This is a genomic window from Halomonas sp. A11-A (assembly GCF_003182195.1).
In the GTDB taxonomy this organism is placed as follows: domain Bacteria; phylum Pseudomonadota; class Gammaproteobacteria; order Pseudomonadales; family Halomonadaceae; genus Halomonas; species Halomonas alkalicola.
In genome coordinates, this window is sequence record NZ_QGTM01000007.1 from 126,348 (window position 1) to 141,238 (window position 14,891).

At 67.8% G+C, this 14,891-nt stretch carries 12 protein-coding genes; 8 read left to right on the forward strand and 4 right to left on the reverse strand.

Features of this window, described 5'->3' with window-relative positions:
• Window positions 1-178: 178 nt before the first annotated feature.
• Window positions 179-1,486, forward strand: a complete 1,308-nt coding sequence (gene serS, locus DER72_RS07600; RefSeq protein WP_110069395.1) for a serine--tRNA ligase — start codon at window positions 179-181, stop codon at window positions 1,484-1,486.
• 90 nt (window positions 1,487-1,576) lie between these two features.
• Here serS and DER72_RS07605 read toward each other — a convergent pair whose 3' ends face one another.
• Window positions 1,577-2,347 (reverse strand): SIMPL domain-containing protein, encoded by a 771-nt coding sequence (locus DER72_RS07605; protein WP_110069396.1) that lies wholly within the window; start codon window positions 2,345-2,347, stop codon window positions 1,577-1,579.
• Window positions 2,348-2,492: 145 nt separating this feature from the next.
• Between DER72_RS07605 and DER72_RS07610 the strand changes: the two genes are divergently transcribed.
• A complete protein-coding gene (locus DER72_RS07610) occupies window positions 2,493-3,599 on the forward strand; it encodes an AI-2E family transporter (RefSeq protein WP_110069397.1) in 1,107 nt (368 codons plus the stop codon).
• 58 nt (window positions 3,600-3,657) lie between these two features.
• Here the strand turns inward: DER72_RS07610 and trxA are convergent, their stop codons facing one another.
• Window positions 3,658-3,981, reverse strand: coding sequence for a thioredoxin (gene trxA, locus DER72_RS07615; RefSeq protein ID WP_110069398.1), 324 nt, complete (start codon window positions 3,979-3,981; stop codon window positions 3,658-3,660).
• 232 nt (window positions 3,982-4,213) lie between these two features.
• On the opposite strand from trxA, the gene cysB reads away from it, so the two are divergent.
• The gene (cysB, locus tag DER72_RS07620) at window positions 4,214-5,185 is read left to right on the forward strand and encodes an HTH-type transcriptional regulator CysB (RefSeq protein WP_110069399.1); all 972 of its coding nucleotides are present in this window, start codon (window positions 4,214-4,216) and stop codon (window positions 5,183-5,185) included.
• A gap of 103 nt (window positions 5,186-5,288) precedes the next feature.
• Here cysB and DER72_RS07625 read toward each other — a convergent pair whose 3' ends face one another.
• Both DER72_RS07625 and pabB read right to left on the reverse strand, forming a co-directional pair.
• The gene (locus DER72_RS07625; RefSeq protein ID WP_110069400.1) at window positions 5,289-6,029 is read right to left on the reverse strand and encodes a phosphoadenylyl-sulfate reductase; all 741 of its coding nucleotides are present in this window, start codon (window positions 6,027-6,029) and stop codon (window positions 5,289-5,291) included.
• A gap of 108 nt (window positions 6,030-6,137) precedes the next feature.
• On the reverse strand, window positions 6,138-7,514 hold the full coding sequence (gene pabB / locus DER72_RS07630; RefSeq protein WP_110069401.1) for an aminodeoxychorismate synthase component I: 1,377 nt from the start codon (window positions 7,512-7,514) through the stop codon (window positions 6,138-6,140).
• 227 nt (window positions 7,515-7,741) lie between these two features.
• Between pabB and DER72_RS07635 the strand changes: the two genes are divergently transcribed.
• The 5 genes from DER72_RS07635 (at window position 7,742) to prpF (ending at window position 14,515) form a co-directional block, all read left to right on the forward strand.
• Window positions 7,742-8,452 (forward strand): GntR family transcriptional regulator, encoded by a 711-nt coding sequence (locus DER72_RS07635; protein WP_110069402.1) that lies wholly within the window; start codon window positions 7,742-7,744, stop codon window positions 8,450-8,452.
• A 59-nt stretch (window positions 8,453-8,511) separates the two neighbouring features.
• Complete coding sequence (gene prpB, locus DER72_RS07640) at window positions 8,512-9,417, forward strand: methylisocitrate lyase (RefSeq protein ID WP_110069403.1); 906 nt, start codon at window positions 8,512-8,514, stop codon at window positions 9,415-9,417.
• A gap of 58 nt (window positions 9,418-9,475) precedes the next feature.
• On the forward strand, window positions 9,476-10,603 hold the full coding sequence (gene prpC, locus DER72_RS07645) for a 2-methylcitrate synthase (RefSeq protein ID WP_110069404.1): 1,128 nt from the start codon (window positions 9,476-9,478) through the stop codon (window positions 10,601-10,603).
• Between the two features lie 2 nt (window positions 10,604-10,605).
• The gene (acnD, locus tag DER72_RS07650; protein ID WP_110069405.1) at window positions 10,606-13,221 is read left to right on the forward strand and encodes a Fe/S-dependent 2-methylisocitrate dehydratase AcnD; all 2,616 of its coding nucleotides are present in this window, start codon (window positions 10,606-10,608) and stop codon (window positions 13,219-13,221) included.
• 115 nt (window positions 13,222-13,336) lie between these two features.
• Window positions 13,337-14,515 (forward strand): 2-methylaconitate cis-trans isomerase PrpF, encoded by a 1,179-nt coding sequence (gene prpF / locus DER72_RS07655; RefSeq protein ID WP_110069406.1) that lies wholly within the window; start codon window positions 13,337-13,339, stop codon window positions 14,513-14,515.
• The last annotated feature ends 376 nt before the right edge of the window (window positions 14,516-14,891 follow it).

Below are 14,891 nucleotides of genomic sequence, written 5' to 3' on the forward strand. Positions count from 1 at the left end.
TCTTTCATGGGGAAGCGGAGATTCCTCTACTTTACCGTGACAGGCGGGTGGGGCGCACCCCGCGGGCGGGGTCGGCGGCGGGCGCGTGGCGCCCCTGATGCCTTTTGCCTACAATGGGCGGCCTGTTTCACTCCCGTCTTCTTTCTTCTTCATCACCGACTGCAACGGACCGGATTCCATGCTCGATCCCAAACTGCTGCGCAGCGACCTCGATTTGGTCGCTCAACGACTGGCCAAGCGAGGCTTCGCTCTCGATACCGACCGTCTCGAGGCGCTGGAGTCCCGGCGTCGCGAGCTGCAGGCCGAGACCGAGTCCCTGCAGAACGAGCGCAACACCCGCTCCAAGGCGATCGGCAAGGCCAAGGCGTCCGGCGAGGACATCCAGCCGCTGCTCGACGAGGTCTCGGACCTGGGGGATCGCCTGGATGCGGCCAAGGCGCGCCTGGCCGAGGTGCAGGCCGAGTGGGATGACGCGGTCAGCGGCATTCCCAACCTGCCCCACGAGAGCGTGCCCGAGGGCAAGGATGAGGCCGACAACGTCGAGCTGCATCGCTGGGGTACCCCCCGGGCGTTCGACTTCGAGGTGCGCGATCACGTCGACCTGGGCGCCCTGCAGGGCAAGCTGGACTTCGAGCTGGCGGCCAAGCTGACCGGCGCGCGCTTTGCGGTGATGCGAGGCCCCATCGCGCGGCTGCACCGTGCCCTGGCCCAGTTCATGCTGGACAAGCAGACCCTCGAGCATGGCTACGAGGAGTGCTACGTGCCCTACATGGTCAACGAGGCCTCCCTGCGCGGCACCGGCCAGCTGCCCAAGTTCGGCGAGGACCTGTTCCGCCTCGACGACGAGCGCGGCTACCACCTGATCCCCACCTCCGAGGTGCCGCTGACCAACTTCGCCCGGGACGAGATCCTGGAGCACAGGGCGCTGCCTCTGAAGCTCACCGCCCATACGCCCTGTTTCCGCAGCGAGGCGGGCTCCCACGGTCGTGATACCCGCGGCATGATCCGCCAGCACCAGTTCGACAAGGTGGAGATGGTGCAGCTGGTGGACCCGGCCACCAGCTATGCGGCCCTGGAGGAGATGCGCGGCCACGCCGAGGCGATCCTGCAGGCGCTCGAGCTGCCCTACCGGGTGGTGACCCTGTGCACCGGCGACATGGGCTTCGGCGCCGCCAAGACCTATGACCTGGAGGTGTGGATCCCCAGCCAGAACGCCTACCGCGAGATCTCCTCGGTCTCCAACTGCGAGGAGTTCCAGGCGCGGCGCATGCAGGCGCGCTTCCGCCACCCCGAGCAGAAGAAGCCGCAGCTGCTGCACACCCTCAACGGCTCCGGCCTGGCGGTGGGGCGCTGCCTGGTGGCGGTGCTGGAGAACTATCAGAACGCCGACGGCTCGATCACGGTCCCCGAGGCGCTACGCGCCTACATGGGCGGCGTCGAGGTGATCAACCTGGGCGGCGTCGAGGTGATCAACCTCCCGGGCTGATGCCGCCAGGCCAGGGCCCCCGCCCTTGACGCGAACCCCCGCTGGCGCCAGCCACCGGGGGTTTCTTGTATGGAGGTCGGAAGCGCCTCGCTACTCGATCTCCCAGGTGACGCTGACCCCGGCCTCGATCTCGAGGGTGCCGGGGCGGTACTCCGCCTGGGGAGCGCCTTCCCGGGCATCGGCGGCCATGGCCAGCATGCGCGGCTGGAAGACCGGCGAGCGGGTCTCGCTGACGCTGGCCACCGGGCCCAGGGTGATGCCCAGGGTGTCGGCCATCAGCTCGGCCTTGTGGCGCGCCTTCTCCAGCGCCTTGACCAGCGCCTCGTCGGTGGCGGCGTCGCGGTCGGCGAGGTCATAGCTGACGCCGTCCAGGGCATTGACGCCGGCCTCGGTGAGGGCGTCGAGCAGCCCCGGCAGCCGCTCCAGGTCGTCGAGCTGGATCCGGAAGGCGCGCTCGAGGCGGGTCCGGACCAGCGTCTGACGCTCGCCGTCCTCGTGACGGCTACCGGCGAGGTGTTCCGGCTGCACGGCCAGCGAGCCGGCGCTGATGGCGTCGCGCTCGAACCCGGCGGCCTCTAGGGTGCGAATCAGCTCGCCGGCACGGCCTTCCAGCCGCTCGCGGGCCTCGCGCAGCGCGTCGGGGTCTCCTCCCCGGTCCTCTTCCTGGGACACGGCCGGTGTGCGCTCCCAGAGGCGGGCCGTGAGGGTGGCGCGGTCAGGTACCACCGCCAGCGTGGCCTCGGCCTGGACGTGGAGCTGGCGGGGCGGGGTGGCCTCGGCCAGCGCCTGCCCGGCCAGCAGCGGGGTGGCGACGAGCAGGGTGCCCAGCAGCAGCTGCCGGGCGGGACGAAACAGCCTCATGGTGGCCTCCTTGCAATGATGGCGTGACCGTCTGCCACCCCGCTTCGAGGTGGGCCGACTATAAAGGTTCCCGCGGCGGCCATCATTGTTGCTGGCCCGGCGCGGAGGCATGATGGGGGCTGGCCAGGGAGGACAGGAACGCACGATGTCGGCTCATGAACCGGATGCCCCGAGCATCATTCCGCTCAACCTCATGCTCGGCCTGGCCGCGCTGGTGGTGATCGTGGCCGGCATGAAGGCCGGTGCGAGCCTGCTGGTACCGATGCTGCTGGCCATCTTCATCGCGGTGGTCTGCACCGCGCCGATCCAGTGGCTCAACCGGCTGGGGCTTGGCCTGCGGGCGGCCGTGTGGCTGCCCCTGGTGGTGATCGGGGTGCTCTTCTCGCTGGTGGGACTGCTGCTGGTCAACAGCTTCGGCACCTTCACGGAGGCGCTGCCGGGCATCGAGGAGAAGCTGCAGGCCTACTATGTCGGGCTGCTGGATGGCCTGGCGAGCCTGGGGCTAGCCATCGACCCGGACCGGCTGGCCGGTCTGCTGGACGTCGAGGAGCTGGGCGGCTGGATCCCCGCCCTGCTCGGCGAGATCGGCAACCTGCTGGTGCAGAGCACCATCGTGGGCCTGCTGGTGCTGTTCATGCTGTTCGAGATGCTGCACTTCCGCGACAAGGTCTCCCGCGCCCTGGCCAACCCGGCGCCGAGCCTTCAGCGCTTCAGCGAGTTCAGCCAGACCCTCAAGCGCTACCTGGCCGTCAAGACTCTGATCAGCCTGGTCACAGGCGCCCTGGTGTGGGTGGCCTGCCTGCTGGTGGGGGTCGATTTCCCCTTCCTGTGGGCGGTGCTGGCCTTCGCGCTCAACTTCATTCCCAACATCGGCTCGGCCATCGCCGCGGTGCCCCCGGTGCTGCTGCTGCTGGTCTCGCCGGAGGGCGGGCTGGTCGATGCCCTGCTGCTCTCCGCGGCCTACCTGGGGATCAACTTCCTGCTGGGCAACATCGTCGAGCCAAGGGTGATGGGGCGCGCGCTGGGACTGTCGACCCTGGTGGCCTTCCTGTCGCTGGTGGTGTGGGGCTGGATCTTCGGCACGGTGGGCATGCTGCTCTCGGTGGTGCTGACCATGACCCTGAAGATTGCCCTGGACAGCCATCCCCAGACCCGCTGGATCGCCCACCTGCTGGGGCCGGGGGAGGAGGCCCCCGAGGCAAGTCCCGAGCGTCCGATCGCGGAGCGCGACGCCGAGGATGAGGAGGCCTGAACGACAACGCCCCGGCCAGGGCCGGGGCGTCATGCTTGCGCTGAAGTGAGCGCCGCGATCAGGCGTTCTGGTCGATGAACTGCGTCAGCTGCGACTTGGACTGGGCGCCCACCAGGGAGGCGACCTTGGCACCGGACTTGAACAGCATGACGGTGGGCACACCGCGCACACCCTGCTCGGCGGCGATTTCCGGGGCATCGTCCACGTTGATGCTGACGACCTTGAGGTTGCCTTGGCGCTCCTCGGCGACCTCGTCGACCACCGGTGACATCACCTTGCAAGGACCGCACCAGGGGGCCCAGAACTTCAGCAGCACCAGGGTGTCGGCCTTGAGGACTTCCTGCTCGAAGTTGGCATTGGTGACATCGACGTTATTGGCCATGGGGTTCTCCAGTTTCGTTGCGCTGCATCGAGCGTATTCACGGCACGCCTGGGGCGTGCCCGGCCGGCTGATGTTAGCGGTCGGCCGCTGCGCTGGCAAATGGCAGCATGAGACGGCTAGGCGGGACGCCGCCTCCTTGTATATACTTCAAAGTGATTAGAGATTTTTTGCTTATTGCTATTTGGCATTGCCAGCGCCTGTGACCGGGGCGGCGGCCAGGGAGTTTGTCATCATGAAGCTGCAGCAGCTGCGCTATATCTGGGAAGTCACCCGCCACAACCTCAACGTCTCGGCCACCGCCCAGAGCCTGTTCACCTCCCAGCCGGGGATCTCCAAGCAGATCCGCCTGCTGGAGGACGAGCTGGGGGTGGAGATTTTCGCCCGCAGCGGCAAGCACCTGACCCGGGTGACCTCGGCCGGGCAGGCCATCGTCGAACTGGCCGGCGAGGTCCTGCGCCTGACCGAGAACATCAAGGAGGTGGCTCAGGAGTTCAGCGACGAGCGGCGCGGCAGCCTGGCCATTGCCACTACCCATACCCAGGCGCGCTACGCGCTGCCGCCGGTGATCAGCGAGTTCACCCGCAAGTATCCCGATGTGGCTCTGCACATGCAGCAGGGTACCCCCAAGCAGATCGCCCAGATGGTCAGCGACGGTCAGGCGGATTTCGCCATCGCCACCGAATCCCTGGAACTGTTCAACGACCTGGTGCTGCTGCCCTGCTACCGCTGGAACCGCTGTCTGCTGGTACCCCGCGGGCACCCCCTGGCCGATGAGCCCGAGCTCACCCTGGAGATCCTGGCCCGCTATCCGCTGGTCACCTACGTGTTCGGCTTCACCGGCCGTTCCCAGCTGGACGACGCCTTCCGGGCGCGGGGGCTGACGCCCAACGTGGTGCTGACCGCCGCCGACGCCGACGTGATCAAGACCTACGTGCGCCTCGGTATGGGGGTGGGCATCGTCGCCCATATGGCGGTGGACCCGGAGCACGACACCGACCTGGTGGCGCTGGATGCCGGCCACCTCTTCGAGAGCTCCACCACCAAGATCGGCATCCGCCGCGGCACCTTCATGCGCGGCTACATGTACGACTTCCTGCAGGGCTTCGCCCCGCACCTGGAGCGTGACCTGGTCGATGCCGCCCTGGCGGCGGGGCCACGGCACGAGGCGCCGCTCTTCGAGGGGCTCACGCTGCCGGTGCGCTAGCCTCGCAGGGCCCCCACCCCCCGGAAGGGGCGGTGGGGCCTTGAGCGACGAAGGGCGCCCCGCGGGGCGCCCTTCGTCTCTCTGCTCCCTGCTCCGCTTCCGCTCAGCGGGGGGCGGAGGAGGGGAGGTTGGTGGCGTGCAGGCCGCACTCCTTGCCGCCCTGCTCCTCCCACCACCAGCGCCCCTCGCGCTCGTGCTGGCCGGGCAGGGTGGGGCGGGTGCAGGGCTCGCAGCCGATGCTGACGAAGCCGCGTTCATGCAGGGGGTTGTAGGGGACGTCGAACATGCGGATGTAGGTCCACACTTCCTCGCTCGACCAGTGGGTCAGCGGATTGATCTTGTAAAGCGGGCTCGCTTCGCTGCCGAAGCCGTGGTCGTGCTCGGCGATCTGCAGGCTCGAGCGGGTGCCGGGGCTCTGGTCGCGGCGCTGGCCGGTGACCCACATCGGCAGGCCGGCGAGGCGGGCGCGCAGCGGCGCCACCTTGCGGATGCCGCAGCACTCCTGATGGCCATCGCGATAGAAGCTGAAGAGTCCCTTCTCGCCCACCAGTGCCTGAACCGCCTCGGGGTCGGGGAAGCGCACGTCGATGGCGATGCCGTAATGCTCGCGGACCCGCTCGATGAAGGCGTAGGTCTCCGGATGCAGCCGGCCGGTATCCAGGGCGAAGACATGGACGGCCTCCTTCGGCGCGACCTTCAGGGCCAGGTCGATCAGCACCACGTCCTCGGCGCCGGAAAAGGAGAGCGTCAGCTCGCCGAAGGCCTGGTGGGCGGCGCGGAGGATCTCCTTGGGGGTCGCCTGGTCGTGCTCCAGGACGAAACGGTTGGGGTCGAAGCGTGCCATGCTGGCCTCCTTGGGTTCGATGGCCGTTACCCTAACAAGGCCGAGCCCGCCGGCCCCAATACCGATTTCTTGGATATCTATTCCTTCGAGGGGCAAGAGGCAGGGTTCTTATGCATTTTCTGTCAATTCATCGTCCGCAAGGGCGGCCATCAGGTGGCCGATCTTGTCGAGGGTCTCCTGATACTCCGCCTCGCCCTCGGAGTCGGCCACCAGGCCGCCGCCGCCCCACAGGTGGAGTTGGCCGTCGTCGGCCACGGCGGTGCGAATGGCAATGGAGGTGTCCATGCGCCCGCGCACGTCCACATAGCCGAGGCTGCCGCAGTAGGCGCTGCGCCGGCTCGGCTCCAGCTCCTCGATGATCTGCATGGCGCGTACCTTGGGGGCGCCGGTGATAGAGCCACCGGGGAAGGCGGCGGCCAGCAGCTCGAGGGGCGTGCGCCCCGGGGCCAGCTCGCCGGTGACCACGCTGACCAGATGGTGCACGTTGGCGTAGCTCTCCAGGCTGCACAGCTGGGGCACCCGCACGCTGCCGGGGCGGCAGACGCGCCCCAGGTCGTTGCGCAGCAGGTCGACGATCATCACGTTCTCGGCGCGGTCCTTGAGGCTGGCGGCGAGCTCGCAGGCCAGCCGCCGGTCGTCGGCGGGCGTCGCCCCCCGGGGGCGGGTCCCCTTGATGGGGCGGGTCTCCACCCGGCCGTCGCGGCACTCCAGGAAGCGCTCCGGCGAGAGCGAGAGGAGCGCCTGCTCGCCGCGGGCGGCGGGCCAGGCCATGTAGCCGGCATAGGGGGTCGGAGTGGCCTGGCGCAGGCGGCAATAGGCCGCCCACAGGTCGCCCACATAGGGGGCGCTGAAGCGCTGGGCCAGGTTGATCTGGTAGCAGTCGCCGGCGCGGATATAGCGCTGCACGGCGGCGAAGCGCGCGAGGTAGTCGGCCCGGGAGAGCTCCCCGGCGAGGGGGGCGGTGAGCCGAACCCCGCCGGCCTCTGCGGCGGGTGCCGCCAGCCACTCCTCTACCTGCCGGCGGCGCTCGGCGGTGGCCACCAGCCAGCTCTCGCGCCGCTCATGGTCCTGGATCAGCGCCCAGTCGTAGAGGCCGACCCGGCTCCCCGGCAGGTCGACCACCGGCCGGGCGTTCTCGCCCACCGGCTCCAGCAGCCGCCCCAGGTCATAGCTCCAGTAGCCGATCAGCCCCCCCAGGAAAGGCAGCTCGCTCTCCAGGGCCGGGGCGGTCAGGCGCTTAAGCAGCGCCTGCTGGGCGGCGAAGGGGGAGAGCCCGGCAAGCTCGGGAACGCCGCTGACGCGGCCACAGGCATCGACGGCAAGCGTCGCCAGCGGATCGCTGGAGAGGATGTCGAAGCGCCCTGCGGGGGCCGCGGGACGCCCGCTGTCGAGCAGCACGGCGCCGGGGCGCCTACGCAGGCGGGCGAAGTGCTCGAGCGGTTGCTCATGGTAGGGACAGGGGATGATCTGGAGTTTTGCGCTCATTGCCGGGCCTTGCTGTGACAGGCGGCCCATTCTAGGCGTCTCGACGGGGCTTGTCCCTGTTCTTGCCCGCCGCGGGGGCCAGCGCTCTGCTGCTATTGTCGACAGTCCCTCCGATGGTGGGGGGGGTTGTCTACAACCAAAGGTGAAGCGTTCCGGGGTTTCTGCGTATTGACCCTGTTATGGGGAGTGGCTACTCTCTCTTCATCGAATAATTGTCGACAATTGCCATGACCTCAGTCGAAATCGAAACCACTCCCCCGGAAGTGCGTACCCTGGCGGAGCGCGTCTTCCAGCAGCTCCAGGATGCCATCGTGCGCGGCGAGCTGGCGCCGGGCAGCAAGATCACCGAGCCGGGCCTCTCCAGGGCCTACGGCATCTCGCGCGGCCCGCTGCGCGAGGCGATGCGTCGCCTCGAGGCGCACCGCCTGATCGAGCGGGTGCCTCATGTGGGTGCCCGGGTGGTGAAGCTCTCCATGAAGGAGCTGCTGGAGCTGTTCGACGTGCGCGAGGCGCTGGAGAGCATGGCGGCCCGGCTGGCGGCCGAGCACATGACCGCCGAGGAGATCGCCGGGCTGCGCGAGCTGCTGGCGATGCACGAGCGCCAGGCTGACCTCAAGAAGGGCGAGGCCTACTACCAGCGCGAGGGGGACCTGGACTTCCACTACCGGATCGTCCAGGGCAGCCACAATCGCATGCTGGTGACCCTGCTGTGCGACGACCTCTACTACCTGGTGCGGCTCTACCGCACCCAGTTCAGCGCCAGCGGCTCGCGGCCCCAGCGCGCCTTCGTCGAGCACCACCGCATCGTCGATGCCATCGAGGCCGGCGATGCGGAGCTCGCCGAGCTGCTGATGCGCCGCCATGTCAGCGCCTCGCGGGCCAATGTGGTCGACCGCTATGCGGCCACCCTGCGTCAGGCGGCCGAGACGACATCCTGATCCGAACCGACCCCCCGCGGCCCGGACCCTCCAGGCCAGCCCCCTACAGGAGAGAGACCATGACCCAGCAGACCCCCGGCGCCCGCTTCCGTGCCGCCCTCGAGGCCAATCGCCCGCTGCCCATCGTCGGTACCATCAACGCCTATACCGCCATGATGGCCAAGCGCGTCGGCCACCAGGCCATCTATCTCTCCGGCGGCGGCGTGGCCAACGCCTCCTTCGGCCTGCCGGATCTCGGTATGACCACCATGAACGACGTGGTCGAGGACGCCCACCGCATCTGCGGCGCCACCGACCTGCCGCTGCTGGTGGATATCGATACCGGCTGGGGCGGCGCCTTCAACATCGCCCGCACCGTCAAGGAGATGCAGCGCGCGGGCGTTGCCGCCGTGCATATCGAGGACCAGGTCGCCCAGAAGCGCTGCGGCCACCGCCCCAACAAGGCCATCGTCTCCCAGCAGGAGATGGTCGACCGCGTCAAGGCCGCCGCCGATGCGCGCATCGATCCGGACTTCTACCTGATCGCCCGCACCGACGCCTTCCAGAAGGACGGGCTGGATGCCGCCATCGAGCGTGCCCAGGCCTGCATCGAGGCCGGCGCCGACGCCATCTTCGCCGAGGCGGTGCACACCTTGGACGACTACCGGGCCTTCTGCGAGCGCGTCGATGCGCCGATCCTGGCCAACATCACCGAGTTCGGCGCCACGCCGCTCTTCTCCCAGCAGGAGCTGGGCGAGGTGGGCTGTCGCATGGTGCTCTATCCGCTCTCCGCCTTCCGCGCCATGAACGCCGCGGCCCTCAAGGTCTACCAGAGCATCCACGCCAACGGCCACCAGCGCGACGTGGTGGAGCTGATGCAGACCCGCGACGAGCTCTACGACTTCCTGAACTACCACAGCTTCGAGCAGAAGCTCGATGCCCTGTTCGCCGAAAACCAGCTTGCCGAGAAGGGCAGCGACGCCTGAGGCGTGCCCTCCAGTCACTTCGGATACCTATTCGGATACCTACAAGAGGAGAGAGATCATGGTTGATAAACCCATCGGCGGCGCCGGACTGCGTGGCCAGAGTGCAGGTACCACCGCCCTGTGTACCGTGGGCAAGACCGGCTCCGGCCTGACCTACCGCGGCTACGACATCAAGGAGCTGGCGGAGAAGGCGAAGTTCGAGGAGGTCGCCTACCTGCTGCTCAGGGGCAAGCTGCCCAACCAGGCCGAACTCGACGCCTACATCACCAAGCTCAAGGGCCTGCGCGGCCTGCCCGCGGCGCTCAAGACCGTGCTCGAGCAGATCCCCAAGGACTCCCACCCCATGGACGTGATGCGCACCGGCGCCTCCATGCTGGGCAACCTCGAGACTGAGCAGAGCTTCGACGAGCAGCAGGATGTCTCCGACCGCCTGCTGGCCGTGCTGCCCTCCATCATCTGCTACTGGTACCGCTTCAGCCACGACGGCGTGCGCATCGAGACCGAGACCGACGATGACTCCGTGGGTGCCCACTTCCTGCACCTGCTGCGTGGCGAGCCCCCCTCCGAGCTGCATGCTCGGGTCATGAACGTCTCGCTCATCCTCTACGCCGAGCACGAGTTCAACGCCTCGACCTTCACCGCGCGTGTCTGCGCCTCGACCCTCTCCGACATGCACTCCTGCGTGACCGGCGCCATCGGCTCCCTGCGCGGCCCGCTGCACGGCGGCGCCAACGAGGCGGCCATGGCGATGATCGAGAATTGGACCTCCGCCGACGAGGCCGAGCGCGAGATCATGGGCATGCTCGAGCGCAAGGAGAAGATCATGGGCTTCGGCCACGCGATCTATCGCGAGTCCGACCCGCGCAACGCCATCATCAAGGAGTGGTCCAAGAAGCTGGCCGAGGATGTGGGTGACAGCGTCCTCTACCCGGTCTCCGAGCGCGTCGAGGCGGTGATGTGGCGCGAGAAGAAGCTGTTCTGCAACGCCGACTTCTTCCACGCCAGCGCCTACCACTTCATGGACATCCCCACCAAGCTGTTCACGCCGATCTTCGTCTGCTCGCGTGTCACCGGCTGGTGTGCCCATGTCTTCGAGCAGCGCGCCAACAACCGCATCATTCGCCCCAGCGCCGATTATGTCGGCCCGGAGAAGAGCGAGTGGGTGCCCATTGAGGATCGGGGTTGAGTATGAACACCGACTACCGCAAGCCGCTTCCCGGCACCGAGCTGGACTACTTTGACGCGCGGGCGGCCGTCGAGGAGATCCAGCCCGGTGCCTATGACACCCTTCCCTACACTTCCCGGGTGCTCGCCGAGCAGCTGGTGCGTCGCTGCGAGCCGGAGCTGCTCACCGATGCCCTCAAGCAGCTGATCGAGCGTCGCCGCGATCTGGACTTCCCCTGGTACCCGGCCCGGGTGGTGTGCCACGACATCCTCGGCCAGACGGCGCTGGTCGACCTGGCCGGCCTGCGCGACGCCATCGCCGAGCGGGGCGGCGACCCCGCCAAGGTCAACCCCGTGGTGCCGACCCAGTTGATCGTCGACCACTCGCTCGCCGTGGAGCACGCCGGCTTCGAGCCGGACGCCTTCGAGAAGAACCGCGCCATCGAAGATCGTCGCAACGAGGATCGCTTCCACTTCATCGAGTGGGCCAAGACCGCCTTCGAGAACGTCGATGTCATCCCCGCCGGCAACGGCATCATGCACCAGATCAACCTGGAGAAGATGTCGCCGGTGGTCCAGGCCCGCGACGGTGTGGCCTTCCCCGATACCTGCGTGGGCACCGACAGCCACACCCCGCATATCGACTGCCTGGGCGTCATCGCCATCGGCGTCGGCGGCCTCGAGGCCGAGACCGTGATGCTGGGCCGCCCCTCGATGATGCGCCTGCCCGACATCGTCGGCGTGGAGCTGATCGGTAAGCCCAAGCCCGGCATCACCGCCACCGATATCGTGCTGGCGATCACCGAGTTCCTGCGCCGCGAGCGCGTGGTGGGGGCGTATCTCGAGTTCTACGGCGAGGGGGCCAGGAGCCTGACCATCGGCGACCGCGCCACCATCTCCAACATGACGCCGGAGTACGGCGCCACCGCGGCGATGTTCTACATCGACGAGCAGACCATCGACTACCTGACGCTCACCGGCCGCGAGCCGGAGCAGGTCGCGCTGGTGGAGACCTACGCCAGGCAGACCGGCCTGTGGGCCGACAGCCTGGCCAATGCCCAGTACGAGCGGGTGCTGACCTTCGATCTCTCCAGCGTCGAGCGCAACCTGGCCGGTCCCTCCAGCCCGCACCGCCGCCTGCCCACCAGCGCCCTTGCTGAGCGTGGCATCGCCGTGAACTACGAGAAGGCCCAGGCGGAGGAGAAGGAAGGCCGGATGCCCGATGGCGCGGTGATCATCGCCGCCATCACCAGCTGCACCAACACCTCCAACCCGCGCAACGTGGTGGGGGCGGGCCTGCTGGCCAAGAAGGCCAACGAGCTCGGCCTGGTGCGCAAGCCCTGGGTGAAGTCGTCATTCGCTCCAGGATCGAAGGTCGCGCGGCTCTATCTCGAGGAGTCGGGCCTGCTGCCGGAGCTGGAGAAGCTCGGCTTCGGCATCGTCGCCTACGCCTGCACCACCTGTAACGGCATGTCCGGCGCGCTCGATCCGAAGATCCAGCAGGAGATCATCGACCGCGATCTCTACGCCACCGCGGTGCTTTCCGGCAACCGCAACTTTGACGGCCGCATCCACCCCTACGCCAAGCAGGCCTTCCTGGCCTCGCCGGCGCTGGTGGTGGCCTACGCCATCGCCGGGACCGTGCGCTTCGATATCGAGAAGGACGTGCTGGGCACCGACAAGGACGGCAACCCGGTGACCCTCAAGGACCTGTGGCCCTCCGACGAGGAGATCGACGCCATCGTCGGCGAGTTCGTCAAGCCGGAGCAGTTCAAGCAGGTCTACATCCCGATGTTCGACCTGGATGCCGCAGAGAAGGCCGAGAGCCCGCTCTACGACTGGCGCCCCCAGAGCACCTACATCCGCCGCCCGCCCTACTGGGAAGGCACCATGGCGGCCGAGCGCGAGCTCAAGGGCATGCGGCCCCTGGCGATCCTGCCGGACAACATCACCACCGACCACCTGTCGCCGTCCAATGCCATCATGATGGACAGCGCAGCGGGGGAGTACCTGCACAAGATGGGCCTGCCGGAGGAGGACTTCAACTCCTACGCCACCCACCGCGGCGACCATCTCACCGCCCAGCGGGCGACGCTCGCCAACCCCAAGCTCTTCAACGAGATGGTGCGGGACGACGCAGGCGAGGTGGTGCAGGGGTCGCTGGCGCGGGTCGAGCCGGAAGGCCAGGTGATGCGCATGTGGGAGGCCATCGAGACCTACATGAACCGCGGCCAGCCCTTGATCATCATCGCCGGCGCCGACTACGGTCAGGGCTCGTCCCGTGACTGGGCGGCCAAGGGCGTGGCGCTGGCTGGGGTCGAGGCGATCGTGGCCGAGGGCTTCGAGCGCATCCACCGCACCAACCTGATCGGCATGGGCGTGATGCCGCTGCAGTTCCAGGAGGGCACCACCCGCCACACCCTGCAGCTCGATGGCACCGAGACCTACGACGTGGAGGGCAAGCCGGCCCCGGGCGCGACCCTGGAACTGGTCATTCATCGCAAGACCGGAGAGGTCGACCGGGTGCCGGTGACCTGCCGCCTGGATACCGCGGAAGAGGTCACCGTCTACTCCGCCGGTGGCGTGCTGCAGCGCTTCGCCAAGGACTTCCTGGAGTCCACGGCCGAGGCGTCAAGCTGACGCCGGGCGAACGTCTGACGAGGTAGAGCCCTATCGACCCGGCGCCGCAAGGCCCGGGTCGATCTTTACCTTCTTCAGCCTCTTTATCCTATTTATCTTCAAGGAAGCGACCTTCATGGCTCACGTTCCTCAGATTCGCATTCCCGCCACCTATATGCGCGGCGGTACCAGCAAGGGCGTCTTCTTCCGGCTCGACGACCTGCCCGAGGCGGCGCGCAAGCCTGGTGAGGCCCGCGACCGCCTGCTGATGCGGGTGATCGGCAGCCCCGACCCCTACCAGAAACAGATCGACGGCATGGGTGGGGGCACCTCCAGCACCAGCAAGACGGTGATCCTCTCGAAGAGCGAGAGCCCCGACCACGACGTGGACTATCTCTTCGGCCAGGTCGCCATCGACCGTGCCTTCGTCGACTGGAGCGGCAATTGCGGCAACCTCTCCGCTGCCGTGGGGCCCTTCGCCGTGGCCAACGGCCTGGTCGATCCGGCGCGCATTCCCGACAATGGTGTGGTGGAGGTGCGCGTCTGGCAGGTCAATATCGGCAAGACCATCGTCTGCCAGGTGCCCATCACCGATGGCGAGGTGCAGGAGACCGGCGACTTCGAGCTGGACGGCGTGACCTTCCCGGCGGCCGAGGTGCCGGTAGCCTTCAAGGACCCCGCCGACGGCGAAGGGGCGATCTTCCCCACCGGCAACCTGGTCGATGACCTGGAGGTGCCGGGCCTGGGTACTCTCAAGGCCACCCTGATCAACGCCGGCATTCCCACCATCTTCGTCAATGCCGCCGATATCGGCTACACCGGCTCCGAGCTGCAGGAGGCGATCAACGGCGACGCCGAGGCACTGGCGCGCTTCGAGGCCATTCGCGCCCATGGGGCGGTGAAGATGGGGTTGATCGAGGACGTCGCCGAGGCCGCAGGCCGCCAGCACACCCCCAAGGTCGCTTTCGTGGCCCCGCCGGCGAGCTACACTGCCTCCAGCGGCAAGCGGGTCGAGGCCGGCGAGATCGACCTACTTGTGCGGGCGCTCTCCATGGGCAAGCTGCATCACGCCATGATGGGCACCGCGGCGGTGGCCATCGCCTCCGCCGCGGCCATCGAGGGCACCCTGGTCAACCTGGCCGCCGGCGGCGGCAAGCGCAACGCCGTCACCTTCGGTCACCCTTCCGGCACCCTGCGGGTGGGCGCCGAGGCGAGCCTGACGGAGGGGCGCTGGGTGATCGACGAGGCGGTGATGAGCCGCAGCGCCCGGGTGCTGATGGAGGGCTTCGTACGCATTCCCGGCGACAGCTTCTGATCGACCTGTCTGTGGGTGCCAGGGGGCCGGCCCCTCGTTGAGTTCCGGGCCCCTGGCCTCGCCGAGCGATATATTGATATGGGTCATGGCCCTATGCGCGTCGTTGAGCTACATTTTTCTGGTGGAAGGGGTTGCACCCCTCGGGGGAAAACCGTAAAGTATGCATCCGCTGCCGGTGACCAGCAGGGTTGCAGGCGGTAATAGGTGGTGGAAGTGGTTGTTCTGCTTGGGGTTTTTGAGAGTTTCGAAAATCTTCTCGCTTGACACTCACCGCGGATTCGCTAGAATGCGCGCCACTTGTTCTGCAGGGCTCGCTAAGGGCTCTATTCGCAACGCCTCGGCAAGATGAGGCGGGTCGTCAGCGGAGATCGGACGG

What these genes read in the sequence shown, in the direction of transcription:
- serS (WP_110069395.1), top strand. Translation starts at nt 179, where the DNA reads ATGCTCGATCCCAAACTGCTGCGCAGCGACCTCGATTTGGTCGCTCAA.
- DER72_RS07605 (WP_110069396.1), bottom strand. Translation starts at nt 2,347, where the DNA reads ATGAGGCTGTTTCGTCCCGCCCGGCAGCTGCTGCTGGGCACCCTGCTC.
- DER72_RS07610 (WP_110069397.1), top strand. Translation starts at nt 2,493, where the DNA reads ATGTCGGCTCATGAACCGGATGCCCCGAGCATCATTCCGCTCAACCTC.
- trxA (WP_110069398.1), bottom strand. Translation starts at nt 3,981, where the DNA reads ATGGCCAATAACGTCGATGTCACCAATGCCAACTTCGAGCAGGAAGTC.
- cysB (WP_110069399.1), top strand. Translation starts at nt 4,214, where the DNA reads ATGAAGCTGCAGCAGCTGCGCTATATCTGGGAAGTCACCCGCCACAAC.
- DER72_RS07625 (WP_110069400.1), bottom strand. Translation starts at nt 6,029, where the DNA reads ATGGCACGCTTCGACCCCAACCGTTTCGTCCTGGAGCACGACCAGGCG.
- pabB (WP_110069401.1), bottom strand. Translation starts at nt 7,514, where the DNA reads ATGAGCGCAAAACTCCAGATCATCCCCTGTCCCTACCATGAGCAACCG.
- DER72_RS07635 (WP_110069402.1), top strand. Translation starts at nt 7,742, where the DNA reads ATGACCTCAGTCGAAATCGAAACCACTCCCCCGGAAGTGCGTACCCTG.
- prpB (WP_110069403.1), top strand. Translation starts at nt 8,512, where the DNA reads ATGACCCAGCAGACCCCCGGCGCCCGCTTCCGTGCCGCCCTCGAGGCC.
- prpC (WP_110069404.1), top strand. Translation starts at nt 9,476, where the DNA reads ATGGTTGATAAACCCATCGGCGGCGCCGGACTGCGTGGCCAGAGTGCA.
- acnD (WP_110069405.1), top strand. Translation starts at nt 10,606, where the DNA reads ATGAACACCGACTACCGCAAGCCGCTTCCCGGCACCGAGCTGGACTAC.
- prpF (WP_110069406.1), top strand. Translation starts at nt 13,337, where the DNA reads ATGGCTCACGTTCCTCAGATTCGCATTCCCGCCACCTATATGCGCGGC.